Annotated in this window: 28 protein-coding genes; 18 read left to right on the top strand and 10 right to left on the bottom strand. The window is 41.2% G+C overall.

The window, feature by feature from the left end; all coding sequences use genetic code 11:
* Nucleotides 1-97: 97 nt before the first annotated feature.
* Complete coding sequence (locus EJ103_RS12795; protein ID WP_126007987.1) at nt 98-2,575, bottom strand: PilZ domain-containing protein; 2,478 nt, start codon at nt 2,573-2,575, stop codon at nt 98-100.
* Between the two features lie 359 nt (nt 2,576-2,934).
* Between EJ103_RS12795 and radA the strand changes: the two genes are divergently transcribed.
* The 3 genes from radA (at nt 2,935) to EJ103_RS12780 (ending at nt 6,372) form a co-directional block, all read left to right on the top strand.
* Complete coding sequence (gene radA, locus EJ103_RS12790) at nt 2,935-4,320, top strand: DNA repair protein RadA (protein WP_004586161.1); 1,386 nt, start codon at nt 2,935-2,937, stop codon at nt 4,318-4,320.
* Between the two features lie 75 nt (nt 4,321-4,395).
* Nucleotides 4,396-5,328, top strand: a complete 933-nt coding sequence (locus tag EJ103_RS12785) for a hypothetical protein (protein ID WP_126007986.1) — start codon at nt 4,396-4,398, stop codon at nt 5,326-5,328.
* A 192-nt stretch (nt 5,329-5,520) separates the two neighbouring features.
* Nucleotides 5,521-6,372 (top strand): tetratricopeptide repeat protein, encoded by an 852-nt coding sequence (locus EJ103_RS12780; RefSeq protein ID WP_126007984.1) that lies wholly within the window; start codon nt 5,521-5,523, stop codon nt 6,370-6,372.
* A gap of 119 nt (nt 6,373-6,491) precedes the next feature.
* On the opposite strand, the gene serA is transcribed toward EJ103_RS12780, so the two are convergent.
* The 5 genes from serA to metK all read right to left on the bottom strand — a co-directional run bounded on the left by serA (nt 6,492) and on the right by metK (nt 11,040).
* Nucleotides 6,492-7,721, bottom strand: coding sequence for a phosphoglycerate dehydrogenase (serA, locus tag EJ103_RS12775; RefSeq protein ID WP_004586164.1), 1,230 nt, complete (start codon nt 7,719-7,721; stop codon nt 6,492-6,494).
* 9 nt (nt 7,722-7,730) lie between these two features.
* Nucleotides 7,731-8,384 (bottom strand): ribose-5-phosphate isomerase RpiA, encoded by a 654-nt coding sequence (rpiA, locus tag EJ103_RS12770; RefSeq protein WP_004586165.1) that lies wholly within the window; start codon nt 8,382-8,384, stop codon nt 7,731-7,733.
* A gap of 37 nt (nt 8,385-8,421) precedes the next feature.
* Entirely contained in the window at nt 8,422-9,018 is a 597-nt protein-coding gene (locus tag EJ103_RS12765) for a 5-formyltetrahydrofolate cyclo-ligase (protein WP_126007982.1), read from the bottom strand.
* A 19-nt stretch (nt 9,019-9,037) separates the two neighbouring features.
* Nucleotides 9,038-9,580, bottom strand: a complete 543-nt coding sequence (locus tag EJ103_RS12760) for a hypothetical protein (RefSeq protein WP_055252842.1) — start codon at nt 9,578-9,580, stop codon at nt 9,038-9,040.
* Between the two features lie 308 nt (nt 9,581-9,888).
* Nucleotides 9,889-11,040 carry a methionine adenosyltransferase gene (gene metK / locus EJ103_RS12755; RefSeq protein ID WP_004586168.1) on the bottom strand — a complete coding sequence of 384 codons (1,152 nt, stop codon included), beginning with the start codon at nt 11,038-11,040 and terminating at the stop codon, nt 9,889-9,891.
* A gap of 304 nt (nt 11,041-11,344) precedes the next feature.
* On the opposite strand from metK, the gene tkt reads away from it, so the two are divergent.
* The 7 genes from tkt to EJ103_RS12720 all read left to right on the top strand — a co-directional run bounded on the left by tkt (nt 11,345) and on the right by EJ103_RS12720 (nt 17,019).
* Nucleotides 11,345-13,336: a transketolase gene (tkt, locus tag EJ103_RS12750; RefSeq protein WP_126007980.1), complete on the top strand. Its 1,992-nt coding sequence runs from the start codon at nt 11,345-11,347 to the stop codon at nt 13,334-13,336.
* A 256-nt stretch (nt 13,337-13,592) separates the two neighbouring features.
* On the top strand, nt 13,593-13,907 hold the full coding sequence (locus EJ103_RS12745) for a pyrimidine/purine nucleoside phosphorylase (protein WP_024033130.1): 315 nt from the start codon (nt 13,593-13,595) through the stop codon (nt 13,905-13,907).
* A gap of 178 nt (nt 13,908-14,085) precedes the next feature.
* Entirely contained in the window at nt 14,086-14,442 is a 357-nt protein-coding gene (gene raiA, locus EJ103_RS12740) for a ribosome-associated translation inhibitor RaiA (RefSeq protein ID WP_024033129.1), read from the top strand.
* Nucleotides 14,443-14,584: 142 nt separating this feature from the next.
* Nucleotides 14,585-15,820, top strand: a complete 1,236-nt coding sequence (locus EJ103_RS12735; protein ID WP_031289801.1) for a divalent metal cation transporter — start codon at nt 14,585-14,587, stop codon at nt 15,818-15,820.
* A gap of 79 nt (nt 15,821-15,899) precedes the next feature.
* The gene (locus EJ103_RS12730) at nt 15,900-16,106 is read left to right on the top strand and encodes a hypothetical protein (RefSeq protein ID WP_126007979.1); all 207 of its coding nucleotides are present in this window, start codon (nt 15,900-15,902) and stop codon (nt 16,104-16,106) included.
* A 22-nt stretch (nt 16,107-16,128) separates the two neighbouring features.
* On the top strand, nt 16,129-16,584 hold the full coding sequence (locus EJ103_RS12725) for a GNAT family N-acetyltransferase (protein WP_126007977.1): 456 nt from the start codon (nt 16,129-16,131) through the stop codon (nt 16,582-16,584).
* Between the two features lie 18 nt (nt 16,585-16,602).
* Nucleotides 16,603-17,019, top strand: coding sequence for a GNAT family N-acetyltransferase (locus EJ103_RS12720; RefSeq protein ID WP_126007975.1), 417 nt, complete (start codon nt 16,603-16,605; stop codon nt 17,017-17,019).
* A gap of 359 nt (nt 17,020-17,378) precedes the next feature.
* Here EJ103_RS12720 and EJ103_RS12715 read toward each other — a convergent pair whose 3' ends face one another.
* Genes EJ103_RS12715 through EJ103_RS12700 form a run of 4 tightly spaced genes read right to left on the bottom strand, consistent with a single transcriptional unit; the run spans nt 17,379 to nt 20,132 of the window.
* Nucleotides 17,379-17,801, bottom strand: coding sequence for a hypothetical protein (locus tag EJ103_RS12715; RefSeq protein WP_126007973.1), 423 nt, complete (start codon nt 17,799-17,801; stop codon nt 17,379-17,381).
* 1 nt (nt 17,802) lies between these two features.
* On the bottom strand, nt 17,803-18,990 hold the full coding sequence (locus EJ103_RS12710) for a VWA domain-containing protein (RefSeq protein ID WP_126007972.1): 1,188 nt from the start codon (nt 18,988-18,990) through the stop codon (nt 17,803-17,805).
* Between the two features lies 1 nt (nt 18,991).
* A complete protein-coding gene (locus EJ103_RS12705; protein ID WP_004586178.1) occupies nt 18,992-19,840 on the bottom strand; it encodes a MoxR family ATPase in 849 nt (282 codons plus the stop codon).
* Between the two features lie 52 nt (nt 19,841-19,892).
* Complete coding sequence (locus EJ103_RS12700; protein ID WP_029774266.1) at nt 19,893-20,132, bottom strand: DUF1653 domain-containing protein; 240 nt, start codon at nt 20,130-20,132, stop codon at nt 19,893-19,895.
* A gap of 60 nt (nt 20,133-20,192) precedes the next feature.
* Between EJ103_RS12700 and EJ103_RS12695 the strand changes: the two genes are divergently transcribed.
* The 8 genes from EJ103_RS12695 (at nt 20,193) to EJ103_RS12660 (ending at nt 25,299) form a co-directional block, all read left to right on the top strand.
* Complete coding sequence (locus EJ103_RS12695) at nt 20,193-20,672, top strand: DUF2947 domain-containing protein (RefSeq protein ID WP_024033120.1); 480 nt, start codon at nt 20,193-20,195, stop codon at nt 20,670-20,672.
* A 75-nt stretch (nt 20,673-20,747) separates the two neighbouring features.
* Nucleotides 20,748-21,377: a hypothetical protein gene (locus EJ103_RS12690; RefSeq protein WP_126007970.1), complete on the top strand. Its 630-nt coding sequence runs from the start codon at nt 20,748-20,750 to the stop codon at nt 21,375-21,377.
* A 30-nt stretch (nt 21,378-21,407) separates the two neighbouring features.
* The gene (gene ftsB / locus EJ103_RS12685; RefSeq protein WP_004586182.1) at nt 21,408-21,695 is read left to right on the top strand and encodes a cell division protein FtsB; all 288 of its coding nucleotides are present in this window, start codon (nt 21,408-21,410) and stop codon (nt 21,693-21,695) included.
* Nucleotides 21,685-22,386, top strand: coding sequence for a 2-C-methyl-D-erythritol 4-phosphate cytidylyltransferase (gene ispD, locus EJ103_RS12680; RefSeq protein WP_054982725.1), 702 nt, complete (start codon nt 21,685-21,687; stop codon nt 22,384-22,386). Before ftsB ends, ispD begins: the two co-directional genes overlap by 11 nt.
* Complete coding sequence (gene ispF, locus EJ103_RS12675) at nt 22,383-22,880, top strand: 2-C-methyl-D-erythritol 2,4-cyclodiphosphate synthase (RefSeq protein ID WP_126007968.1); 498 nt, start codon at nt 22,383-22,385, stop codon at nt 22,878-22,880. The genes ispD and ispF overlap by 4 nt, the downstream gene beginning before the upstream one ends.
* A complete protein-coding gene (locus EJ103_RS12670; protein WP_121637862.1) occupies nt 22,877-23,926 on the top strand; it encodes a tRNA pseudouridine(13) synthase TruD in 1,050 nt (349 codons plus the stop codon). Before ispF ends, EJ103_RS12670 begins: the two co-directional genes overlap by 4 nt.
* Nucleotides 23,907-24,671 (top strand): 5'/3'-nucleotidase SurE, encoded by a 765-nt coding sequence (surE, locus tag EJ103_RS12665; protein ID WP_054982722.1) that lies wholly within the window; start codon nt 23,907-23,909, stop codon nt 24,669-24,671. Before EJ103_RS12670 ends, surE begins: the two co-directional genes overlap by 20 nt.
* Nucleotides 24,661-25,299: a protein-L-isoaspartate(D-aspartate) O-methyltransferase gene (locus EJ103_RS12660; protein ID WP_126007966.1), complete on the top strand. Its 639-nt coding sequence runs from the start codon at nt 24,661-24,663 to the stop codon at nt 25,297-25,299. Before surE ends, EJ103_RS12660 begins: the two co-directional genes overlap by 11 nt.
* Nucleotides 25,300-25,307 lie beyond the last annotated feature (8 nt).

Raw genomic sequence — 25,307 nt, 5'->3', positions numbered from 1 at the left:
ATTTCGACATGTAGTTGTTATACATGAGAAATTTATAACGCCGCTAACGTTTTATTTAGCACGCTATAAACTTTTAAGTCGATTGGTATTAAGCCGCTTAGCGCAAGCGGTTTAACCAGAGCAGCTTTCTGCGGCCCATTTGAGCGACCTGCTTTTGATCTAACTCTAAATGGCTAAGCGCTTCGTCGGTTATATCTACAATATCACCCACCCCAGATACAGCCCACAGCGCTTCTTCTATGTCTTTTGCTTTGTGCATTGCATATTGGCTTACATATTTAAGTTCGTTTGATAGGTAGTCTGTATCTGGGCGACCCGTTCGCGATAAGTACAAGCGCATAACAAATACCAGCTCAGACTTAACGCCTGCGCTAATTTGCTCACTAAAGCTCGAATAGTTTTCGCCTAGTACGCATTGGCTCGTCACAGCCTTTTCAATGTTATCTTGTTTAGGGTCAAAATTAATTGCGAGTGTAAACGGTAAAGGCGGGTCTTGTCGGCTACGATCTTTAATGCTTGGGGTGATCACATCAATAATTTGTTGCTGCGTTAAAATATGGCTTAGGTCAGTTTTATTATTTAATAAGCCAAAATTTTGTAAAATCACGTGAATTGGGCTGGCATATAAACCAAAACCTATGGCTCCTGGAATAAAGTGGCTTGCTTCTTTATGTAAATAAAGCGGGAATTGGCACACACTTTTGGTCACCATATTTCTCAGTGCGGTAGAAAGGCCTTCTATTTTAGGGGCTTCTTCAGACACTTTTAATTTATCTTTATTACTTTGAATTAATTGGGTAAAAAAGTTAACCCCTGCATGTGGTAAGTCAGCAACTCTGTTGGCTTTTAAATTAATGGTCGTTAACGACTTACTAATTGCCATCACTTCGTATTTAAGCTCACTTAAATTATGCTTTTTAGTTATTTTTTGTAAATCGGGGAAAGACAGTAAAACAATATCGCCTTTTTTAAAGCTAACCGGCGAGGCTGACTCTAATTGCAAGCCCATAACCGAAAAATCCCGAGTATGAGCCTGATACTGCTTATCCTCAAACGTAAGCTCGGCAGGTGTTTTATATAAGTAACGTTTGTGAGAGCGTAAATTTACATACTCTAGTGGCACAATATCTAAATAAGGAGGCTTATTATGCTTAGCGTGGCCAAAATGTTTAAGCTGGTTAACTAACGCCTTATCGTAGGGCTGCTTCTTATAGTGCGCTTGTTCTTCACTGTTACCAATGGCGGTTAAAACCGCAATGTATTTTACATCTTTTATAAGGCCAGCCACTCTTGGAGAAGGTGGCTTATTTAGCTTTTCTATGTTTTTACCCGCCGAATTAGGCAACGATAATGGAATAAACGAATCATCTGGGTGGCTTGGCATAACTTGTAATTTAAAGCATTGCCAGCTGTCTTTTTGGCTACCAAACCCTAAAAATAGGTTTCTTAATTTAGGGTTGTTATTAAGCTCTGTACGCGTGGCTGAGTAGTAATAAATTTTTCCTGCAGAAACATGAGTAAACGTATATAAGTAATCTTCTTTTACTGCGTTTACTTGGGTAAGCATTTGGCTAATACGTTGATTATTTAAAATGCTATATAAGCAGGGCACTTTTCGTTCATCAGTAAAATAGCGCTGAATAAAAATATTGTTTTCAGTGGTTAGGCTTAAACTAGGAACAATTTGTTCGCCTTTTTTACTTAAAAACACGTATAAAGAGGTAACGCGCGGAATATAATATTGCTCATAACCCTTTGAAACCACAGCATCTAGGGTGTTATCTAGGTTCACTTTATAGCGGCGTTTATTACCGTTTATAAAGCTATCTAAAAAATTATCGAATGCTTCATTTTTTTCTATAAAAGTACGCTTTAAACGAATGTGGTTATATTCACGAGATATATTTTCAACTGCAACTACTTCATATTGAATGCCATTTTTAAGGCCTAGCTCAAAATCTTGCTCAAGCCCTACTAGCCGCATGGCAATTAGCTGCCCTTTTTTTATAATTTGGCGGGTAGGAAGCTTAATTTTACAACCACTCAAAGAGATATCTGAGGTACTCGCGGCAATGTTTTTCTTATCGTTGTACTCAATTTTAACTTTAATCGAGTAGTTCATTCGCTCCTCAGAGCGGCTTTCATAAGAGGCAAATTTTATTACGCTGGTAGTCAGAGTGTCGTTTTCAACTTGTGTATCACTTTGCTCTTGTGCTTGTTTTTGTAATACGCGATGGTTGTTTTCGGTATTCATTACCGCTTCGTATACCGCTAAAGTATAGCCGCCGTGTTGTTTTAAGGCTGCCTCAAATACTTCTATGGCGGTGTCATCCATAAAGTGCTGTTTACCATTGTGCTCATACGGGCGAACTTGGCCTGTTACTAAGCCTCGCAGGTCAACAAAACGGGCAACTGGCTGAGATAGGCGCGACATTTCCATTTTCATTAAAAACTGCTCAGGCTTTGTTAAACCTGCCGTTTTAGATTTGAAAATTAGGTCGAACTTTGCGTTACCTAAATAGGTTTTTAGCTCATTTACGAGGTCTTCGTGTTTGAGCAGTATGTCTTCAGCCATTTATAAATCGTCACCGTCTAATTGAAAAGTAGGTATACTGTAAAGTCCATTTATTTGAAAAATTCAATAAACGTAACATCGTGCTATGTTATTAATATAGGTACGATTTTTCGTGTAAGTACAGTTTAACTCTTGTTATTATGTGTTAAATGCCAATTTGTTGGCAAGTTACTTTAAAGTATTTAAAAGCAATAAGTATGCCCTAACTTAAAGTAAAAGAGAAAATTACATGTGTTTGTTTCTAATATAGATCCTAGAGTGGCTTTAGCAATGTAGCGCTGCTATGTCGTTCTCCCCATGATAAAATAAACAACTAAATGTATGCATTTTAAATTAAAGAATAGTAGGTAAGGTTATAAATGGCTAAAGCGGCAAAAGTAGAATTTGTTTGTACAGAGTGTGGTATGAACTATCAACGTTGGCAAGGTCAGTGTCGCTGTGGTGCGTGGAACACGTTGGCAGAATTTAAACCCTCTGCAGGGCAAAGTAAAAAAGCCGCTGCGCGAGCAACCGTTGGTGGTTATGCAGGTGGCATTGGTGGCGGCTCTAAAAAAATTGATGATGTAGCCACCACCGAGGCCGAAAAGCAGCTAACAGAAATAGGCGAGCTTGACCGTGTACTAAGCGGCGGCGTAACCACGGGCTCGGTTAATATTATATCGGGCGACCCAGGGGCAGGTAAAACAACGCTATTATCTGATTTAGTAGCCAGAATGTCGCAGCGTATGCCATCACTTTACTGTACTGCTGAGGAGTCGTTGTCGCAGTTTAAAAACCGTGTAAACCGCTTAAAGCTTAACTATAACGCCGATGAGCTTTATTTACTTTCTGAAACTAGCGTAGAAACCATTATTGAAGAGCTTGATAAAAATAAAATTAAGTTTGCTGTTATCGACTCTATTCAGGCGGTTGTAACCGACACTGCAAATGGCAGCCCTGGTTCGCCTTCGCAAGTAAAAAGTGCCGCGCAAGCGCTTACTCAGTATTGTAAGCAAAACGATGTCACTATGTTTATTATTGCCCATGTAAATAAAAACAACGAAATTGCAGGGCCGCAAACATTAGTGCATATAGTGGATGCCTTATTGCACATTGACACGAATGATGGACAGGTACGTACGCTTAGAGCTAACAAAAACCGTTTTGGTGATATTGATACCGTAGGCATTTTTAAAATGTGCGAACGCGGTATGCTGAGTGTTGATAACCCCAGCGAGATTTTTTTATCGGGATCAAGTACTGAATCACCAGGCTCTACTATTACGTGTATCCGAAAAGGTAACCGTAATTTATTGCTCGAAATTCAATGTTTAACCACCGAAACCGAAGCCGAATTTCCGCAGCGTGTGTGCGTGGGTTTAAACATGAACCGAATAAAAATGCTCACTGGTATTTTACGCAAACACACCAAAACTAAAATATTTCACGATACGTTTTTTAATATTGTGGGCGGCTTACGAATCGATGAAACCGAAACCTGTATTGATTTAGCGTTAGTAACCGCGCTTTTAAGCAGCTTAAACGAGTTTGTTGTACCGCGTACAACCTGCATCATGGGTGAGCTTAGTTTAAACGGCGATGTTCGCCCAATCGACAGCGGTGTACCACGGGTTAAAGAAGCGGCTCAGCATGGGTTTACTGAAATATTTATTCCGTTTCGTAATTACCATAAATCGATGGAAGGACTAGGGGCTAAAATTACGCCAGTAAAAACCGTGCACGAGTTACTGAGTTTAATTAATTAACGCTTACAGCGGCTGCTGTGCAATGTTACTCTTGAGCAAACACAATTTATATACAGATCAGAATAAGGAAATAGCATGAAAAAACTCGTAATAGCCATAGCCATTGTTGCAGCTGGCGTAGGCGGTGTTAGCTACGCAAACTATGTAGCAACTCAAGAAGTACGTACCGAAGTAGACAAGCAGCTTGCTTTAGTGAGCGATCAAACCGGTGCAACATTTAAATACGCGGGTTTATCGGCAAGTGTTATTTCTCAAAGCGTTGAAATTACTAACATGGAAGTAATTAGCCCTGAAGGTGATAACGTAGCGCATATTCAAAGTATTGAAGTAACCAGTTACGAAACCGATAAAATATCGCCACATACATCGTTTACAGTAAAAAGCTTTCAGTTCGATAAAGACTTTGTAGCAAAACTACCTGCTGATACAAACGAAATGCTTGCCTCTGCAAGTTACGACTTAAGCTCATCACTCGATTACGATGAACAATCTGGCGACAGTGACGTAGTTTTAAAACTAGATGCAAAAGATATTGCTAGTTTTAATATGGATGTAGGCCTTGCCAATTCTAAAGCATTAATGGACGCATCCCTTGCGATAAGCAAAGCACAGCAAGAAGCAGGTGACACGCCACTTACGTACGAGCAAGAGTTACAACAGCAAACCTTAGTTATGCAAGCTATGAGTAAGCTTGAGCCACGAAATATTAATTTAGTACTTAATAACCAAGGCAAATTAAAAGAGCTATTTGTGAGCGAGCTTGAAAAACAAGGTATGACGCTTGAGCAAATGCAAATGACGCTACAGCAACAGTTACAGCAAGCTCCCGTAACTGAAGAAATTGCACAGGCGCTAACTGATTTTGCCAAAGGTTTAAACTCATTAAGCATATCGGCAAAATTGCCTGAAGGTAAAACCATGATGGAAGTAAACCAGCAAATAATGATGTTAGCTGGCCAGCCAGAAGAGCTAGTTAAATTTGTCAATTTAGAAGTTAAAGGCGAGTAAAGTCGTTTTAGCTTTGTAGTTGCCTATATGGTTGGCTGCAAACAATGAAGTTGTTAGAGCGTGGGTATATCTCACGCTTTTTTGTGCAATATAATAATCTGTTTTTAAATGCTTTTTCATTGGTTGAACTGCTTGTTTTTTAGTCTCTGTTTGGCTAGTGTATTAATTATACATACGGAAATGGACCTAATTATGCGCTTATTTTTAATTCTTACCCAAGTAATAACCTTATCACTTTCGCCTACCTTATCAGCAAAAACTAATTTTGAGCACAATATCAAGGTGGAGTCATGCTCTTCAGAAAAATGTAAGGAAGAGTTTAAAAAACTAAAGCGATACTCACGTCAACAGATCCCACTTGCTCAAGAGATGTTGGGCACTTTTTATTATAATGGTTATGGTGTAGAGCAAGATTTAAAAAAAGCAAGAAGGTACTTTTATGAAGCCGCTCGTTGGGGGCTGCCTAATAGCCAGTTTAAACTTGGCATAATGATGATTGAAGGCCAAGGTGGTGAAGTTAATAGAAGCCTTGGCTTTACAAACTTACGACACGCCGCTAAAAAGTTACCAAAAGCAAATTATTATATTGCAGCATATATGCTAACTAATAACCCGACAAAAGATGATGCTTTAGAAGCAAAAGAAAAGCTAGAACTGGCAGCAAATAAGGGCTATGTGAGGGCAAATTTTTTACTAGCTAAAGTGTATGAATCAGCAATTTTAGGTCAATCCAATAAAGAAAAAGCAATTAAGCATTATAAAAAGGCGGCTATAAAAGACCCAAGGGCAAAACTAAAGCTTGCCTCTTTAGGCATTGATTTACCAAGAGAGCCTGAAAATAAAGATATTGAGCGTATAACCGTTGTCAGAGAAAAGCAAACAATGGGTAATTTTATCACTAATATAAAAAATATGCCTAGTATGCGAACCGCCGTATCGAGTCGTATTAAAGGAGGTAAATGCGAGGATAGCATCAGCTGTGAAAGTATAAGTGGTTATGAAAACTTGAAACTGTTTAAGCAAGGCGCTACTCAAGGTTTATAATGGGCACCTAGGTAAATGCGTTGAAATGAGAGCCTAAAGTTAAGTTAGCTTTAAAATAAAAAAACACCGTATTTATTTTAAACACGGTGTTTATTTAATTATTTTTTACACTTCATCTTTTAGTGAAGAATACGCGCTCTAATTGTACCTTCTACTGCGCTTAGCTCTTTAAGTGCAACTTCTGACTGATCGGTATCTACGTCAATAACTACATAACCAATTGATTCATCAGTTTGTAAGTACTGCGCGGCAATGTTAATACCGTGCTGGGCAAACGCTTGGTTAATTTGTGTAAGTACGCCAGGGCGGTTGTGGTGTACGTGCAATAAGCGGCTACGGTTAGCAAGCTCTGGAAGCGAAACCTCAGGGAAGTTAACCGCTGTAATAGTTGAACCATTATCTGAGTATTTAGCTAATTTACCGGCTACTTCAATACCAATGTTTTCTTGCGCTTCTTGGGTTGAACCACCAATGTGCGGCGTTAAAATAACGTTGTCGAATTCACGCAGTGGCGATACAAATTCTTCTTCGTTAGATTTTGGCTCAACAGGGAATACATCAATAGCTGCGCCGCTTAGCTTTTTCTCGCTAAGTGCTTCAGCAAGTGCATCAATATCCACTACAGTACCGCGTGAAGCGTTAATTAGTATTGAGCCTTGTTTCATTACGGCAAGTTCTGCTGTGCCAATTAGGTTTTTAGTTTGCGGTGTTTCTGGTACGTGTAAACTAATAATATCAGCGCGCTGTAAAAGCTGTGTTAGGTTATGAATTTGTGTTGCATTACCTAAAGATAGCTTATCTTCAATGTCGTAATACTCTACGTTCATACCTATGTTTTCAGCCATAATACCAAGCTGGGTACCAATGTGGCCGTAACCAATAATCCCGAGCGTTTTACCGCGCGCTTCAAACGAGCCGGTTGCTGTTTTTAACCAGCCGCCACGGTGCGCTGCTGCATTACGCTCTGGAATACCACGTAATAGTAATAGTATTTCGCCAAGTACAAGTTCAGCCACTGAACGAGTGTTTGAAAACGGTGCATTAAATACTGCAATACCGCGCTCGCGAGCTGAGTTTAAGTCAACTTGGTTAGTACCAATACAAAAACAACCAATGGCTACTAGCTTTTCAGCTGAGTCTAAAACTGCTTGGTTAATATGAGTACGAGAACGAAGCCCTACAAAGTGCACATCTTTAATACGCTCTTTAAGTTCGTCCTCAGGTAGCGATGTTTTTACGTAGTCGATGTTGCTGTAACCATTACGTTTAAGCGTTTCTACTGCGCTTTGGTGAACACCTTCAAGCAAGAGAATTTTAATTTTGTCTTTTGCTAACGATACCTTACTCATAACCTCATCCTATTTAATTTGTGGCCCATTTTTAGTGCCGATAATCACTTTATCAGCGCCGCGCATCGCAAATAGGCCGTTGGTAACTACGCCAACAATTGAATTAATTTGTGTTTCAAGTTGTTTGGCATTACTAATACTTAAATTGTGTACATCTAAAATAACGTTACCGTTATCGGTTACTACGCCTTGGCGGTACACAGGGTCGCCACCAAGTTTTAATAATTCACGCGCTACGTAGCTGCGTGCCATGGGTATAACTTCTACCGGAAGTGGGAAGTCACCCAATGTATCTACTAATTTTGTGTCATCAACAATACAAACAAATTGTTTTGCAACGGCTGCGACTATTTTTTCGCGGGTAAGTGCTGCGCCGCCGCCTTTGATCATTTCGTTTTGGGCATTAATTTCATCTGCGCCGTCTACGTATACATCAAGAGCATCTACATCGTTTAGCTCAAACACTTCAATACCTAACGCGTGTAAACGCGCTGTTGAAGCCTCAGAGCTAGATACCGCACCCGTTATGGTGTCTTTTACTGTGCCTAGGGCATCAATAAAATGATTTACGGTAGAGCCTGTCCCCACACCAACAATGGTGTTTTCTTTTACAAACTCGAGTGCAGCCCACGCAGCTGCTTTTTTTAATTCGTCTTGCGTCATTGTTATGCTCATATTTCAAATGTGTAGTGGGTGTTTATTACCAGTGATAAATTTTATCGGGAGTAATAATGGTTTTAAGTGGAACATCCCACGATTCAATTGGCAGTGCATCTACTTTTTGGCAGCTATGTGCTAAGCCTATAAGTTGCGGTTTTTGCCAATTGTAAGCGTGTAATTGCGCCAGTGTTTTATCGTAAAATCCACCCCCCATTCCTAATCGATTACCTTGATTATCAAATGCTACAAGTGGCATCAGTAAGTAATCTAAATCAGTTAATGGGCATATTTGAGAGCAGTTCAGCTTAGGCTCCAAGATACCATAGCGATTTGCTCTCATGGGTGAGTTTTTTTCATAGCGTTGAAACAGCAAAGTAGCCCCATTAAATGGGTGTATAACGGGTAAGTAAAGGGTGTGGCCTTGTTGCCATAACTCATTAATTAACAATGAGGTATCTAATTCTCCATCGTTACTAAAGTAAATGGCTATTTGTTTTTTTGAGGCTGTTTTATCGCTATTTAGCTGTTGAGTAAAATTCAACTTTAACTGTACCGCGGCTTTTTCTTGCTGTTTTTTTGATAGATTATTGCGTAATTGGCGAATAGATTGGCGTATGTGTGTACGTTTATTGCTCATTGTAATTACGCACCTTTGATTAAATAGACACTAAATCAGGAAAAGCTAAGTAAACAGCAAGCACAATAAGTAGTAAAACGGCGGTGGCAATCAGTGAATATAACAAAATATTGCTACGCGTTTTAACAGGTTCATCGAGCTGCTCGTCAAGCATAAGATCATCTTCTTGCCACTCATCGCTTTCGTCTGTAGGGCTTTTTAGCTCATTGGTTGGAAGCCTTTGTTCTAGCTCTTCTAGTTTTTCTTCTAGGCGGATCAGGCTGCTCGTTATGTAATCAAGGGCATCAAAAATCCGTTCATCGCGCTGACTAGCTGCGCTAGGGCTTTGAGTGGGCAACTCACCTGTGGCTTGTAACTTACTTTTAATGCCTAGGCTTGCTAGTAATTTGGCCTGCTTTAGGGCTTTGTCTTTATTGCTAGGTGCAAAGAGTGCTTTGCCATTAAAAAACTGAGTTACTTTATCTTCAGACGTTTTTAGCTTACTTGCTAAATTTACGCAGGCCGTTTTAGCCTCAGTGCCCTCGGCGAGTCCTACAAACATAACGCGAAAATTATTGGCCATTTACTTATCCCTTAAGCTTTTATTATGCAAAGAGTATATACCTAAAACCGTACGAAATTCGAGGGCTAGCTAATACCAATTTAATTCAAAACACGATTAGTTTAGCGTATTAAATAGCGCACTGACTGCGTTAAAATTATTTATATAAAATAACTGTACGCCGTAAATTCCTTTGTTATTGCACTATTTACAGGGTGCAATGATAAACAACTAAATTAATGCAATTGATATAAATAGTATAATTAGCCTTTGCTTTAGATATAAAAACGGCCCTTAAAAGGGCCGTTTATTATTTAATGCATTTTGGCTTAAAGGCCAGCAGCTGCGCGAAGTGCGTCTGCTTTATCTGTACGTTCCCATGGGAATTCGTCACGACCAAAGTGACCGTATGCCGCTGTTGGTTGGTAAATTGGGCGCTCTAAATCAAGCATTTGAATTAAGCCGTAAGGGCGTAGGTCAAAGTGCTCACGAATAAGCTCAATTAAACGACCTTCTTCAAGCTTGCTTGTACCAAAGGTTTCAACGCTGATAGAGGTAGGCTCTGCTACACCAATTGCGTAAGATACTTGTAGCTCACACTTATCAGCAAGGCCAGCCGCAACTACGTTTTTAGCAACGTAACGTGCAGCGTATGCAGCTGAGCGGTCAACTTTTGATGGATCTTTACCTGAGAAAGCACCACCACCGTGACGTGCCATACCGCCGTATGTATCTACGATGATTTTACGACCTGTTAAACCACAGTCGCCCATAGGTCCGCCAATTACAAAGCGACCCGTTGGGTTAATGAAAAATTTAGTCGCGCTAGTAATAAGCTCTGCAGGAAGTACCGGCTTAATGATGGTTTCCATCACGGCTTCTACTAAGTCATTTTGCGAAATTTCTTCAGCGTGCTGAGTAGAAAGCACAACTGCATCAATACCTACTGGCTTGCCGTTTTCGTATGCAAAAGTTACTTGAGATTTTGCATCTGGGCGTAACCAGTTAAGCTCGCCGCTTTTACGTACTTGCGCTTGGCGCTGTACTAAACGGTGTGAGTAAGTAATTGGCGCAGGCATTAGTACTTCTGTTTCGTTACATGCATAACCAAACATTAAGCCTTGGTCGCCAGCACCTTGTTCTTCTGGGCTAGTACGGTCAACACCTTGGTTAATATCAGGAGACTGCTTACCAATTGTGTTTAAAATTGCACACGAGTCTGCATCGAAACCCATGTCTGAATGCGTGTAGCCAATTTCACGTACTGTTTTACGTGTAATTTCTTCAATATCAACCCATGCGCTAGTGGTAATTTCACCACCAACCATAACCATACCGGTTTTTACGTAAGTTTCGCACGCAACACGGGCATGAGAGTCTTGCTCTAGGATAGCATCAAGTACCGCATCAGAGATTTGATCGGCGATTTTATCCGGATGACCTTCAGAAACAGATTCAGAAGTAAATAAATGTTTTGCCATTGTATTTCTGCTCACAAATATTGCGCTTCACAAACGTCGGTATTAGCGCTAAAAAATTAAGGGGCGTATTTTATCTAAAACAAAACACCTTGCATAGTGTTTTTACGCCTAGACGTCTAAATAAAATGAGTAATAACTTTTTGGTCTTAAAAAATATTCATAATAGCCCATTTTTATGGGGTTTTTAATTGCACACTGCACCCACATTAAGTAAGAATGGTTGCTATAACAGCTCTTAAGTTACTTAAGGGTATTAACGAACACATAAGTACCCGCGCAAATACACATAAAGGTAGGAGAATTCATGCCATCTCGCAAAGAACTTGCAAATGCTATTCGCGTCTTGTCAATGGACGCAGTACAAAAGGCCAAATCTGGCCACCCTGGAGCCCCTATGGGCATGGCCGATATCGCAGAAGTATTATGGCGCGATTATCTAAAGCATAATCCAACTAATCCAGAGTGGGCTGACCGTGACAGATTTATTCTTTCAAATGGCCACGGTTCAATGCTTATCTATTCTCTATTGCACCTAACTGGTTACGACTTACCACTTGATGAAATTAAAAACTTCCGTCAAATGCATTCTAAAACGCCAGGCCACCCTGAGTACGGTTATGCACCAGGAATTGAAACTACTACGGGCCCACTAGGTCAGGGGATCACAAATGCGGTAGGTATGGCGATTGCTGAAAAAGCGCTTGCTGCACAATTTAACCGTGAAGGCCACGACATTGTTGATCACTACACATATGCATTTATGGGTGACGGTTGTTTAATGGAAGGTATTTCTCATGAAGCATGTTCACTTGCTGGCACATTAGGCCTTGGCAAGTTAGTGGCTTTTTGGGATGACAACGGTATTTCAATCGATGGTGAAGTAGAAGGTTGGTTTAGCGACGATACACCAGCACGATTTAAAGCGTACGGCTGGCATGTAATAAGTGACGTTGATGGCCACGACAGCGATGCTGTTAGTGCTGCAATAGCAGAGGCTCAAAGTGTTACTGACAAACCATCGCTAATTTGTTGTAAAACAGTGATTGGTTACGGTTCACCTAACAAATCTGGTAGCCACGATTGTCACGGTGCGCCATTAGGTGATGACGAAATTACAGCGTCTCGCGAATTTTTAGGCTGGTCTGGCGGTGCATTTGAAATCCCTGATGATATTTACGCACAGTGGGATAGCAAAGAAAAAGGTCAACAGCTTGAATCTAGCTGGGACGAAAAATTTGCAGCATACGCAAAGGCATTCCCAGAGCTTGCAGCTGAATATAAGCGCCGTATTAATAACGAACTTCCAGGCGATTGGGCTGAAAAATCTCAAGCATACATAGAGCAACTACAAGCAAACCCTGCAAACCCTGCATCTCGTAAAGCGTCGCAAAATGCATTAAATGCATTTGGCCCGTTATTACCAGAGTTCATGGGGGGCTCAGCCGATTTAGCTGGATCAAACTTAACAATTTGGGATGGCTCTAAAGGGCTAACTGCAGACGATGCAAGCGGTAACTACGTTTACTACGGTGTACGTGAGTTTGGTATGTCGGCAATTATGAATGGTATTGCCCTTCATAAAGGTTTTATTCCTTACGGTGCAACGTTCTTAATGTTTGTTGAATACGCAAAAAATGCGGTACGTATGGCTGCACTAATGAAGCAACCAAGCATTTTTGTATACACGCACGATTCAATCGGCCTAGGTGAAGACGGTCCAACTCACCAACCGGTAGAGCAAATTGCTAGCATGCGTTTAACGCCAAACTTATACAACTGGCGCCCGTGTGACCAAGTTGAGTCGGCAATTGCATGGCAACAAGCTATTGAGCGTAAAGACGGTCCTACATCACTTATCTTTACTCGCCAAGGCCTTGAGCAACAAGCGCGTGACGCTCAGCAATTAGCAGATGTTAAAAAGGGTGGTTACATCCTTAGCTGTGACGGCGAGCCAGAGCTAATTATTATTGCAACAGGTTCTGAGGTGCAACTAGCACAAGACTCTGCAGTAGAGCTACGCAGCCAAGGTAAAAAGGTACGTGTTGTATCTATGCCATGTACTGATGTATTTGAAGAGCAAAGCGCACAGTACAAAGAAAGCGTACTACCGGCAGCCGTTACACGCCGCGTAGCAGTAGAAGCAGGTATTGCTGATTACTGGTACAAGTACGTGGGCCTTAATGGCGCAGTAGTAGGTATGACTACCTTTGGTGAGTCGGCACCTGCTGGTGAGCTGTTTGAGTACTTTGGCTTTACAGTAGAGAACATTGTAAATAAAGCAAACGCGTTGTTTTAACCGTTAGCTTTAATATTTAAAAGCCCGCCCTGTGTAAAACAGGGCGGGCTTTTTTGTTTGCTGACTGAGTTATAAAGCGGTGTAGTAGCCTTAAGATACTGCATCACACTGCTTGAAATACGTAGTACTTTTTTAGCTTAAAGCCTTTTGAGTTTGAATTTCAGATGAGTAATTTTCACAGCGCTTTTCTTGCAAGGCTATGACCTATCAGGCAAGGTGGTGGCCGATTAAATAAAATAATACAACAGGAGTGAGGATGTCTCAGTTTGAAAATGTAAGCGTAATTAAAAAAGCGAACGTGTATTTTGACGGTAAAGTATCAAGCCGTACCGTGGTATTTAATGATGGCACAACCAAAACGCTAGGTTTTATGCAACCAGGCGAATTTGTATTTGATACCAGTAAAAAAGAACTCATGGAGCTGTTAGGCGGCCAGTGGGACATTTTATTACCTGGCGAAACGCAGTGGAAAACATTTATCGCAGGCGAATCTTTTAACGTTGATGCCAATGTTAGCTTTAAAGTAAAAGTGAGCGATTTTGCTGACTATTGCTGTTCGTACACAGACTAAACGCTAAAGGCTAGACGTCTGAAAGCCCATATTTTATGGGCTTTGCATAAACTTTGCACAACTTATAATTTAAATCAGTTTAAGTAACAAATTAATTTCAAAAATCAGTGCTTTTTCCTTGTGTTAATCTAAATAGCCCCCAATACTATTTATGAGGTAACAAATAAAAGGATACCCTATGAAAATTAATCTTTCTGGTCACCATGTAGACGTTACTAACTCTATTAGAGAGCATATCAACGAAAAGTTTTCAAAAATCGAGAGCCACTTTCCATCACTTATCGCACTCGACATTATATTGTCTAAAGAGCATCACAAAATCCAAGCAGAAATTAGCACAAATTACGAAGGTGCGCGTATATCGGTAAAAGGGGAAAACGAAGTTATGTACCCGGCGATTGCAAGCGCAGCTAAAAAACTCGATGCAGCACTAAAACATCGAAAAGGGCAAATAAAAGCAAATTTACACGAAAAGCCTGTAAGCACAACGCCAGAAATAGCGCACGAAATCATCCAAGAGATGGAACTAAAATAAGATTTAGTCCCAAAGTACTATAAAAAAGAGCCTTACGGCTCTTTTTTATTGCCTTTAATTTAGGTAAGTTATGCAGCCTTCGGTGTTATTAATTATGAAAATTAATAACCAGAGCGAATAATACACATAATTTGAGAAATTAATGCAGCAAACACACACCTCTTGGAAATCTCGATTGGGCGCACTAGGCCCTGGTATCTTAATGGCAACCGCAGCAATTGGCGGCTCTCACTTAGTTGCATCTACTCAAGCTGGCGCGCTATTTGGCTGGCAACTGTTTTGGCTAATTCTCGTTGTTAACGTATTAAAGTACCCGTTTTTTCGCTTTGGAATGGAATACACCTTAGCAACCAAAAACAGTTTAGTAGAAGGCTATAAAAATAAAGGCCCTGTCTATTTTTATAGTTTTATTGGCTTAAATATACTTGCCGCCATAGTTAATACTGCAGGGGTGTTATTACTGACTGCAAGCTTGCTGCATTATGCACTGCCAATAGTGATAGAAGTCACGCTACTGTGTTGGATATTGCTCGGTGTGTGTTTAGCTATTTTATTACTTGGGCACTTTAAAGCGCTCGACAGCGTTGCTAAAGGCATTATGGGGCTATTAACGCTTGCTACTGTTATTGCGCTGGTTATCGCGTTTAGTAATGGCCCAATGGCTCCTGCTGACTATATTGGCCCATCACCTTACGAGTTGGCTATGCTGAGCTTTATGGTCGCGTTAATGGGCTGGATGCCAGCACCCATAGAAATATCAGCGCTTAGTTCGCTTTGGCTTAAAGAAAAACAAACTCAGCAAACGGTTACTAAAAGCCAAGGCTTATTCGATTTTAACGTAGGCTATTGGCTAACAGCCTGTTTAGCATTGGTATTTTTTAGCTTAGGTGTGCTGGTGCAATACGGGCAAAGCAGCAGTATTGAGCTTGGCGGTGTTGCCTTTGCTAAACAGCTTATTGATATGTATGCACTGACTATTGGCGAGTGGGCAAGGCCGCTTGTATCAGCCATTGCTTTTTTATGTATGTTTGGCACTACACTCACCGTGCTTGATGGCTACGCCCGTACACTTAACGAGTCACATAAACTACTTGGCTTTAAGCAATCTAAACACAGTTTAAATATTTGGTTAGTACTGCAGGCATTTGCCGGTATGGCAGTGATTTTATTTTTTAAATCGGCCCTTGGCCCCATGCTTACCTTTGCCATGACACTAGCTTTTGTCACTACCCCCGTTTTTGCATGGCTTAACTTTAGCCTTGTACGCTCAGAGCCCGCTATTAAGCACAGCGTATTACTGCGCAGCTTAACCTGGTTAGGCTTAGTGTACTTGGTTGGTTTTGCTGTTGCGTTTGTGGTTTGGAAGCTAGCTGCATAAACCAGTTATATAAATATGATATTTTTAAGTTAGTTAAGCATAGGTGTAGGCATTAATTTGTGTTTATGAGGAAAGTGACATGAAATTTGAAATGTCTATTACAGATAATTTTGCATCCTTTTTTGATGAACAAAAAGAAAGATATATTTTTATTGATAGCTTTGATAATAAAACGTTTGAGGTGCAAGTAGGGGATTTAGATAACCCAAAATCAGTAGGTAGCGTTTTAGCTTCTAATAATGATGAATTGAATGTTAAGTTATTAGCGCTTTACAATAAATATTAATACACTAAAAAATGAGCTATAAATGAAAATTAAAACAGGTGAGCTTTCAAACCCACACATTATAAAGTTACTACAAGCGCATCATAACGATATGCTAAAACACTCACCTGTTGAAAGCGTACATGCGCTGGATGTAACTAAACTCACAAAGCCCAATATAACTTTTTATAGCTTATGGATTGATAATAATTTAGCGGGTATTGGCGCATTAAAAGCGCTAAATACAACGCATGGCGAAATTAAATCAATGCGCACCTCAAGCAACTATTTACGCCAAGGCATAGCCGCTAAGTTACTCACGCATATTATTGAGCAAGCAACACAGCGAGGTTATAAAAAGTTAAGCCTAGAAACTGGAACAGCAAAAGCATTTTTACCTGCGCAAAAGCTTTACACTCAGTTTGGTTTTAAAGAGTGCGAGCCGTTCGGTGATTATCAGCTAGATCCGTACAGCTTGTTTATGAGTAAAGTGCTTTAAAAGTGAGTAAGGGATATTATGGTTTATAAGGTTGAATATACAGCTCCTGCACAGGATGAATTTGCTAATTTACGTACACAAGTAAAGTGGCAAAACCCTGACGATAAAACATTAAAAGCAAGCATCGAAAATTCATTGTTTTGGGTCACTGTATACGACACGGATAAGTTAATAGGCACTGGCAGAGTGGTTGGTGATGGCGCAATGTATTTTTATATTCAAGATATAATTGTTGCGCCAAGCTATCAAAAACAAGGCATTGGTCATTTAGTAATGACCCACATTGAAAACTACCTAAGCAGCACCAGCCCTAATGGCGCTACAATCGCTTTATTAAGTGCTCATGGTAAAGAAAGCTTTTATACACAATATGGTTATGTAAAACGAGATGGCGATGGTTTAGGGCTCGGAATGTGTAAATTTATTAGCAAGTAATAATAAATATTGCTGAATTTTTTTATATTTCCCATTAACTCTGTAAGTCAGATTGTTTCTAGTTAATTCATCATTTTTTTTGATGGCGTGGCTTCGCCACTTATCCGACCTACGTTAAAGGTAGGTTGGTTAAGCCAAAGGCGCCACCCAACAACGTTATAGGTTCACGCCTGAAGCTCCACTGCTAGTTCTGAGCCTTCGTAAATTAACATTCTAACTCAGCTCTTTAATCGCTTTACTTATCCCAGCTAAACTCTGTGGTTAGATGTGGTTATCAATCAACTGTTTTATAAAATCAGTTGATTGATAGTGCGGCGAATGCTCAACGAGTTGTGAGTTTAGCCAATCTAGCCTAATTGCTACTCATTTGAGTAAACAATAATTTCATCAGAATTTGGTAATTTATAAAATCCAACATTTTTTGATTGCTTACCCATGAAATCAATAGCATATTTCATCTCTGAAATTGTTCTTACTGTAGAAAACTTATCTTTAAAACATGCTGAGAATTCGTATGTGAAAGATGTTGACTGATCATAACCTCCCAGCTCTAAAAGGTTATATTCAGTAAACGGATCTGGCCCTAAAATTTGATGAGAGGTAATAAAAGGCACCCTAGAGTCTTGTGATTTCCAGTCATTCAAGCATTTAGCTTCAACATTGCTTGCTAATAAATAAATGCTTTCATCCTTTTTAGAGTCACTTTTAAAGATAGTAATAAAAACCATATTGATAATAAGTGATGCAAACAAAACTAATTTTAATATATTCCTATTATTCATTTTAACTCAGCTCTTTTATCGCTCTACTTATTCCATCCAAGCTCAGCGCATACATGCGATTGTTCATTAACTCTTTTATAAAGCCAATTGATTGATAGTAAGGCCAGTGTTCAACAGGTTGTGGGTTGAGCCAGGCGACTTTATCGAAGTGATTGGTAATTCGTTGCAGCCATGCACTGCCGGGTTCTTCGTTGTAGTGCTCTACTGAGCCGCCAGGGTAGGCTATTTCGTAAGGGCCCATAGTGGCATCACCTACAAATATGACCTTGTAGTCGCTGGTAAATTTATTAATCAGCGTCATGGTGTCGATAATGTTTGAATGGCGCCGAGCATTGTCTTGCCAAACGTGTTCGTATAAACAGTTATGAAAGTAGTAAAACTCTAAATGTTTAAACTCGCTGTGGGCTGCGCTAAATAGCTCTTCGCAAGTATGAATGTAGTCATCCATTGAGCCGCCGATATCAAACAGCATTAATACTTTAACGGCATTGTGGCGCTCGGGTGCCATTTTTACATCCAGCATGCCGCCTTGTTTGGCAGTAGCGCGAATGGTCTCGTTTAAATCAAGGGTGTCACTTGCCCCAGTGCGGGCAAATTTACGTAATTTTTTAAGGGCGAGTTTAATAGTACGAGAGCCAATTTCGCGATCTGAGTCTAAATTGCGGTATTCGCGCTTATCCCACACTTTTACCGCTTGGCGATTACGGTTACCCTCTTGCCCTATACGCACGCCTTCTGGGTTATAGCCGTATGCACCAAAAGGTGATGTACCGCCGGTGCCCACCCATTTATTGCCGCCTGCGTGGCGTTTTTGTTGCTCTTCTAAACGCTCTTTTAGGGTTTTCATTAGCTCGTCGAGCCCACCCATGGCTTTTAGCTGGGCTTTTTCTTCATCGCTTAGGTGTTTTTCAAACTCTTTGCGCAACCAATCTTTAGGTAAGTTGTGCTGTTGTTTTAAACTTTCAAGCAAATCAAGGTCGGCAATACCGCTAAAATAGTCGCTGAAGGCTTTGTCGAACCGGTCAAAATGGGTTTCGTCTTTTACCATTATGGTGCGCGCTAAATGGTAAAAGCCATCTACATCGGCAAATATAACGCCTTTTTTTAAGGCGTTTATTAAATCGAGTAGCTCGCGCAGGCTTACCGGTAAGCGGTATTTGCGCAGCTTGAAGAAAAACTGTACTAACATGTTAGCGACGACTCATAAACGCAAGTTTTTCGATGAGGCTTATGTCTTGCTCGTTTTTAAGCAGTGCGCCAAACATCGGCATTAAGCCGCCTTTTTGGGCTTTATCGTGCAGCGTTTTAGCGTCTATATCTTCGGCCATTAAAAGCTTTAACCAATCCAGTAATTCGCTGGTGGAAGGTTTCTTTTTAAGACCGTTGGCTTCACGTAAATTAAAAAATACTTCGAGAGCTTGGCGAACTAAATCTTGTTTAACGTTAGGGTAGTGCACATCAACGATTTGCTGCATTTCTTCGCTGCTTGGAAAATCAATATAGTGAAAAAAGCAGCGGCGTAAAAAGGCATCTGGTAGTTCTTTTTCATTGTTTGACGTGATGATCACAATAGGGCGTTCTTTCGCTACAATGCGCTCGTTAGTTTCGTAAACATGAAACTCCATTTTATCAAGTTCGAGCAGTAAGTCGTTTGGGAACTCGATGTCGGCTTTGTCTATTTCGTCGATTAAAAGCACTGGGCGTTTGCCGTTAAGTTCAGCATAGTTAAACGCTTGCCACAGCTTGCCTTTAACAATATAGTTGCCAATATTATGTACGCGCTCATCGCCTAATTGGCTGTCGCGTAGGCGCGATACCGCGTCGTATTCGTACAAGCCCTGTTGTGCTTTGGTGGTTGATTTAATGTGCCACTGAATAAGCTCGGTATCTAAGCTTTTAGCAAGCTCTTCCGCCAGCATGGTTTTACCTGTACCTGGCTCACCTTTAATTAATAAGGGTTTTTCAAGCATAATAGCGGCATTTACAGCCTGTTTAAGCGAGCTGCTAGCGATGTAGTTGTCGGTAGAATTAAATTGCACGGGTTCCCCTTGCCTGGTCTGATCAGTGTTGTATGTGATTATAATGCCATAGTTAATCTGCAGCTCCAAGGTAGGCAAAGCGTGGAATAGTGTGTCCATCTTTTTCAACGGTTTCTAAAAACATACTTAGTGGGCGTGCCCACATGCCGTACTCGCCATACAGGGCTTGGTATATAACTAGTTGCTCATCGGTTTCACTGTGTGTTGCTACGTAAAATACTTTGTATTGTGGGCCTTTGTAGTGTTGATATATGCCTGGTTTGAGGGAAAGCGGTTTTATTGCTGTAGTCATGTTTTGATCTCTTGTATAATTGCGTTTGCTTTTTATTATGCCAAAGAATACACCAACACTATGAATTATATTTCGCTCGATGATCACAAAAAAGCCTGGGTTTTTCGTCATAAAGACCTCCCTGTATCTGAAGAAGACGCTGCGCGTATTAAGCCAATGACCAGCGAACGTGCTGCGGTGCTTTGGAGCACTATGGTGAGCCGCGAGTTCGACCACCCCGATTTTTTTGATAAAACTGATTGGTGCGGTAAAGAAGAAAGCTTTAGTGATGAAGTAAATTGGGAAGATGCGTGGGAAAATGGCGACGAAAGCTTACCACAAGCCATTTTGGATCATTTAGATTGGCAGGCTAATACCACTGTTTATTTTTGTATGGCACGCGATAACGTTATAGAAACCACCTTTGATGTATTTAAACGTAATTGGCAAAACTTTATGTTTTTAGCTGATGGCAGTTTATTAATTGGTAAAAAGCGTAATACCGTGGTGCAATTTTTAGAAAGCGGCATTGCTAAATTAGGTGAAAAGCCAAGTGCTTAAATTGCCAAGTGCGCTTAAAAAATAGCCGCTATTGTGCTATAAAACAGCTACCTAATTGTTTTTTGAGTATAACTATTGGTAGCGAAGAGTCAGCCACTTGCAGCTCAGCAGCAAGAAATATGGCAAAGTGATGCGCAAAAAGTGCTGTATGCACAATTGTGCAATGCGTTTTATCAGCGAGAGGTACAGCGCTTAGTTGCTGAGCCTAATGCCGATAAACTACGCCGCCAATTAAAAAGCTTACCGTATTATATAGAACGGGCGGCAACTTTGGTTGCCAATGGGAGTTCGCCGTTTACGCTCGACTCACAAAATGGCTCTTGGCTTGAAAAACAAAAGCCAACACCGCCAGAGGTTAACGCTCAGGCAAATGAACTTTTTTATAAAAAATATGCCCAAGTGGGGCTAATAGTGCCGGTGTTAATAAATAGTCATGACCAAGTGAGGCTAAGAATAGACAGCATAGATCAAGTAAGCGACAATAAACTGCACTGTAATGAACTAGGCTGGTTTGATTTTTTTGGCAAGGGCCTAGAGCAAGCAAATGCGCAGTTGGTAAAACCCAGTAAAATGAGTTTTACAGCGGCGTGTTGCGGGCATCAGTGGCAATTTTCAAAACGCTGCGCACCTAGGTTGCTTTCACTTAGAGAAATGCTATTAGCGGGTAATATTAATTGGCGTAATATAAAACGCCCACGAGCCTAATTTTATTTAAAAACGAATAGGGAGTGTTAAATGCGGTTTTTTCAGCTTGGCCTGTTGTGCTTAGCACTGTTTATACAATACCGACTTTGGTTTGGTCATAACGGTGTGCAAGACTATACACGTTTAAAAGCAGCCGTGGCTTCTCATCAACAAACTAATGAAAAACTAATTAAGCGCAATAAAGTACTTACCGCCGACATAGAAGATTTAAAGCTTGGTCAAGAAGGCATAGAAGAGCGCGCTCGTAACGAATTAGGAATGATTAAACCGGATGAAACATTTATACGTGTTTTACCGGGCAAACAACATGAAAAATAATAATTCAATAGCTGCCATTGTACCCGCTGCCGGCGTAGGCAGCAGAATGCAGCACAGTGCACCTAAGCAGTATATTAAATTGGCAGGAAAAACTATTTTAGAGCACACGCTCTGTAAGCTTTCGCAATTACAAAGCTTAAGCCAAATAGTTGTAGCCGTTAGTCAAACCGACCCTTATTTTGACTCGCTTGCGCACATAGACTCGCGAATTTTACGCGCGAACGGCGGGCAGGAGCGAGCAGACTCAGTGCTTAATAGCCTATTATTTTTAGAAAATAACCCTCCTGAATGGGTGCTGGTGCACGACGCAGCCCGCCCTTTAGTCACTATTAACGATATTGAAACCTTAATAGCGCATTGTATAGCCGACGACGAAGGCGGTATTTTAGCAAGCAAAGTAAAAGACACCATAAAGCGCGGTAACACGCATAGCGAGCAAACCGTGCCTCGTGATGATTTATGGCAAGCGCTTACGCCGCAGTTTTTTAAATATGACGAGCTTAAAAATGCGTTGCAACGCGCGCTTTGTGAAGGCGTGACTATTACCGATGAAGCCAGTGCCATTGAGTGGGCAAATAAACCCGTTAAGCTAATTGCAGGGCGCAGCGACAATATTAAAATAACCACGCCGGAGGATTTAGACCTGGCGGGGTTTTTATTAAACAAACAACAAAACGAGCAAGCATTATGATTCGAATTGGCCATGGTTTTGACGTACACAAATTTGGTGGCGAAGGCCCAATAACAATTTGCGGCGAAAAAATAGATTACCCGCAGGGCTTTTTAGCACACTCAGATGGCGATGTTGCTATTCATGCATTATGCGATGCTATTTTAGGCGCGTTGGCAATGGGCGATATTGGTAAGCATTTTCCGGACACGGCGAGCGAGTATGAAAATATAGATAGCCGTATTTTACTTCGCCATGTTGTTAGCCTTGCCAAAGAGCAAGGTTATGTACTGGGCAATGGCGATGTCACTATTGTGGCGCAGGCTCCTAAAATGTTGCCACACATCCACGCTATGCGCTCTAATTTAGCCAGCGATTTAAATTGCGAGCTTTCACAAATCAATGTTAAAGCGACCACCACCGAAAAGCTTGGCTTTGAAGGGCGTAAAGAAGGTATTTCTAGCCATGCTGTGGTTATTATGAGCAAAGCGCCTGAGAGTACAGGAAGCGCATGAGCGATTTAAATTACCTATACGGTGCACCGCTTTCAAAAGCAGACTTTAAAACCGTTGCTGAAGATTTTATGGTTGATGAAGACCTCGGCATAGAATTTACCGGCAGTGGTGAGCATGTATGCTTACAGGTCGTTAAAAAAGGTGAAAACACGCAGTACGTGGCCAAGTTAATTGCACAAAAGGCTGGAGTGTCACCGCGCGAAGTAAGCTATGCTGGCATGAAAGACCGCCACGGCGTTTGTAGCCAATGGTTTAGCGTAAAAGTACCTATTAAAAAGCATATTGATTTTAGTGAACTCAATAGCGACAGCATTTTTGTGGTTTCGCAACAGCGCCACGAACGTAAATTACGCACCGGTTGCCACAAAGGAAACCGATTCACTATTACGCTTCGTAATGTAACCCAGCCGCTTGATATTTTATGCCGCATTAATGCCGTACGTGCGGGTGTGCCTAACTACTTTGGCGAGCAGCGCTTTGGCCGCGATGGGCATAATTTAGTTATGGCCGAAAAAATGTTTGCCGGCGAGCGCATTCGCGATAAAAAACTACGCGGTATTATTATCTCCGCTGCCCGTTCACATGTATTTAATCAAATAGTGAGCTTACGTGTTAAAGAGCATGGGTTAGCTAAAACCATGCACCGTGAAGTATTTATGCTAAGCGGTAGTAACGCATTTTTTGAAGATGCAATAAGCGATGAAAACATAGCACGTTTAGCCTCTGGCGATATTATGATGTCGGCTCCTATGGTTGGTAAAAGCGAAAAGGGCTTAACTGAACAAGAAAAATTATGGCTAAAACCATACCAAGCATGGTGTGAGGGCTTAGGCGAATTAGGCCTAAAAAATGAGCGCCGTATGCTGCGCCTCATTCCGCAAGATTTAACCATAGAAACACTAGACGAAACGACTTTAAAATTAAGCTTTGGATTGCCTAAAGGGTGTTTTGCTACCGCACTTTTACGTGAGCTGGTGGATTACACCGATGCAAGCCCTAATGAGCGAAAAGAAAAGGACAGTCAAAATGAAGATACTGCTAAGTAACGACGACGGTGTAAACGCTAAAGGGATTGCTGTTTTATACCAGGCTCTTACGCAAATTGCCGATGTAACCCTTGTAGCCCCTGATCGTAACTGTAGTGGTGCCAGTAACTCGTTAACGTTAATAAACCCACTGCGCTCTACCACGCTTGAAAACGGCTTTATATCGGTTAATGGCACGCCTACTGATTGTGTTCATTTAGGGGTTAATCAGTTAGTAGATGAAACGCCTGATTTAGTCGTAGCAGGTATTAACCACGGCGCTAATTTGGGCGACGATACATTGTATTCAGGCACTGTGGCAGCGGCGACCGAAGGGCGCCATTTAGGCTTGCCTGCTATTGCCGTGTCGCTTTGCTCGCACCATGGTGAGCACTTTGAAACCGCAGCAGCTGTGACCGTTAATATAATTAAAGGGCTGGCATCGCACCCCCTGCCTAAAGATCAAATTATCAACGTAAATGTACCCGATATTCCTCTAACTGAGCTAAAAGGGGTGCAAGTTACGCGTTTAGGTGCTCGACATAAAGCCGAAACCATGACCAAACAAACGGACCCATGGGGGCGTGATATTTTTTGGTATGGCTCGCTTGGTATTGAAAGCGATGCCGGAGAGGGCACTGATTTTTACGCTGTTAATAATGGCTATGCTTCAGTTACACCGTTAAGTGTTGATATGACAGCAAAAGAAAGTATTGAAGCGGTTGGGCAGTGGTTAGCTGAAATGGAGATAAACCGTGCTGGCTAATTACTCGCGCAGTGCTATTGCGCTTTCTAAGCTATTAGAGCAAGAAGGGGTAGAAGACAAACAGGTATTAAAAGCCATTGCAGATATACCACGTCATGCCTTTATTGATGATGTACTAAAACACAAGGCGTACGAAAACACGGCGTTGCCAATAGGGCAAGGGCAAACTATTTCGCAGCCTTATATTGTGGCGCGTATGACCGAGCTGCTTCATTTGGCTGGCGTACGCGACAAAGTGTTAGAAATTGGCACAGGCTCTGGTTATCAAACCGCAGTGTTAGCCAAATGTTTTAATAAGGTGTATTCGGTCGAGCGTATAAAAGCACTGCAATGGCAGGCTAAACGCCGTTTACACCAACTTGATTTATACAATGTAACCATGAAACACGCAGATGGCTGGCAAGGCTGGCAATCACAGGCCCCGTTTAATGGTATTATAGTTACCGCGGCCGCATCAAAAGTGCCCCAAGACTTACTTGCACAACTAGCTGATGGCGGTGTACTCCTTGCCCCCATTGGAGAGCAAGAACAAAAATTAACCATGATTATTCGCCAAGGCGATAGCTTCACAGAGCATGTTATTGCACCAGTACGGTTTGTCCCTCTCGTCCCTGGTGATATTGAATAGGAATTCAC

It is taken from the genome of Pseudoalteromonas sp. Xi13 (assembly GCF_003952205.1).
Lineage (GTDB): Bacteria > Pseudomonadota > Gammaproteobacteria > Enterobacterales > Alteromonadaceae > Pseudoalteromonas > Pseudoalteromonas atlantica.
Note: the sequence above shows the minus strand (reverse complement) of the source record. Positions and strands in the feature narration are given on the sequence as shown.

What these genes read in the sequence shown, in the direction of transcription:
- EJ103_RS12795 (WP_126007987.1), bottom strand. Translation starts at nt 2,575, where the DNA reads ATGGCTGAAGACATACTGCTCAAACACGAAGACCTCGTAAATGAGCTA.
- radA (WP_004586161.1), top strand. Translation starts at nt 2,935, where the DNA reads ATGGCTAAAGCGGCAAAAGTAGAATTTGTTTGTACAGAGTGTGGTATG.
- EJ103_RS12785 (WP_126007986.1), top strand. Translation starts at nt 4,396, where the DNA reads ATGAAAAAACTCGTAATAGCCATAGCCATTGTTGCAGCTGGCGTAGGC.
- EJ103_RS12780 (WP_126007984.1), top strand. Translation starts at nt 5,521, where the DNA reads ATGCGCTTATTTTTAATTCTTACCCAAGTAATAACCTTATCACTTTCG.
- serA (WP_004586164.1), bottom strand. Translation starts at nt 7,721, where the DNA reads ATGAGTAAGGTATCGTTAGCAAAAGACAAAATTAAAATTCTCTTGCTT.
- rpiA (WP_004586165.1), bottom strand. Translation starts at nt 8,384, where the DNA reads ATGACGCAAGACGAATTAAAAAAAGCAGCTGCGTGGGCTGCACTCGAG.
- EJ103_RS12765 (WP_126007982.1), bottom strand. Translation starts at nt 9,018, where the DNA reads ATGAGCAATAAACGTACACACATACGCCAATCTATTCGCCAATTACGC.
- EJ103_RS12760 (WP_055252842.1), bottom strand. Translation starts at nt 9,580, where the DNA reads ATGGCCAATAATTTTCGCGTTATGTTTGTAGGACTCGCCGAGGGCACT.
- metK (WP_004586168.1), bottom strand. Translation starts at nt 11,040, where the DNA reads ATGGCAAAACATTTATTTACTTCTGAATCTGTTTCTGAAGGTCATCCG.
- tkt (WP_126007980.1), top strand. Translation starts at nt 11,345, where the DNA reads ATGCCATCTCGCAAAGAACTTGCAAATGCTATTCGCGTCTTGTCAATG.
- EJ103_RS12745 (WP_024033130.1), top strand. Translation starts at nt 13,593, where the DNA reads ATGTCTCAGTTTGAAAATGTAAGCGTAATTAAAAAAGCGAACGTGTAT.
- raiA (WP_024033129.1), top strand. Translation starts at nt 14,086, where the DNA reads ATGAAAATTAATCTTTCTGGTCACCATGTAGACGTTACTAACTCTATT.
- EJ103_RS12735 (WP_031289801.1), top strand. Translation starts at nt 14,585, where the DNA reads ATGCAGCAAACACACACCTCTTGGAAATCTCGATTGGGCGCACTAGGC.
- EJ103_RS12730 (WP_126007979.1), top strand. Translation starts at nt 15,900, where the DNA reads ATGAAATTTGAAATGTCTATTACAGATAATTTTGCATCCTTTTTTGAT.
- EJ103_RS12725 (WP_126007977.1), top strand. Translation starts at nt 16,129, where the DNA reads ATGAAAATTAAAACAGGTGAGCTTTCAAACCCACACATTATAAAGTTA.
- EJ103_RS12720 (WP_126007975.1), top strand. Translation starts at nt 16,603, where the DNA reads ATGGTTTATAAGGTTGAATATACAGCTCCTGCACAGGATGAATTTGCT.
- EJ103_RS12715 (WP_126007973.1), bottom strand. Translation starts at nt 17,801, where the DNA reads ATGAATAATAGGAATATATTAAAATTAGTTTTGTTTGCATCACTTATT.
- EJ103_RS12710 (WP_126007972.1), bottom strand. Translation starts at nt 18,990, where the DNA reads ATGTTAGTACAGTTTTTCTTCAAGCTGCGCAAATACCGCTTACCGGTA.
- EJ103_RS12700 (WP_029774266.1), bottom strand. Translation starts at nt 20,132, where the DNA reads ATGACTACAGCAATAAAACCGCTTTCCCTCAAACCAGGCATATATCAA.
- EJ103_RS12695 (WP_024033120.1), top strand. Translation starts at nt 20,193, where the DNA reads ATGAATTATATTTCGCTCGATGATCACAAAAAAGCCTGGGTTTTTCGT.
- ftsB (WP_004586182.1), top strand. Translation starts at nt 21,408, where the DNA reads ATGCGGTTTTTTCAGCTTGGCCTGTTGTGCTTAGCACTGTTTATACAA.
- ispD (WP_054982725.1), top strand. Translation starts at nt 21,685, where the DNA reads ATGAAAAATAATAATTCAATAGCTGCCATTGTACCCGCTGCCGGCGTA.
- ispF (WP_126007968.1), top strand. Translation starts at nt 22,383, where the DNA reads ATGATTCGAATTGGCCATGGTTTTGACGTACACAAATTTGGTGGCGAA.
- EJ103_RS12670 (WP_121637862.1), top strand. Translation starts at nt 22,877, where the DNA reads ATGAGCGATTTAAATTACCTATACGGTGCACCGCTTTCAAAAGCAGAC.
- surE (WP_054982722.1), top strand. Translation starts at nt 23,907, where the DNA reads ATGAAGATACTGCTAAGTAACGACGACGGTGTAAACGCTAAAGGGATT.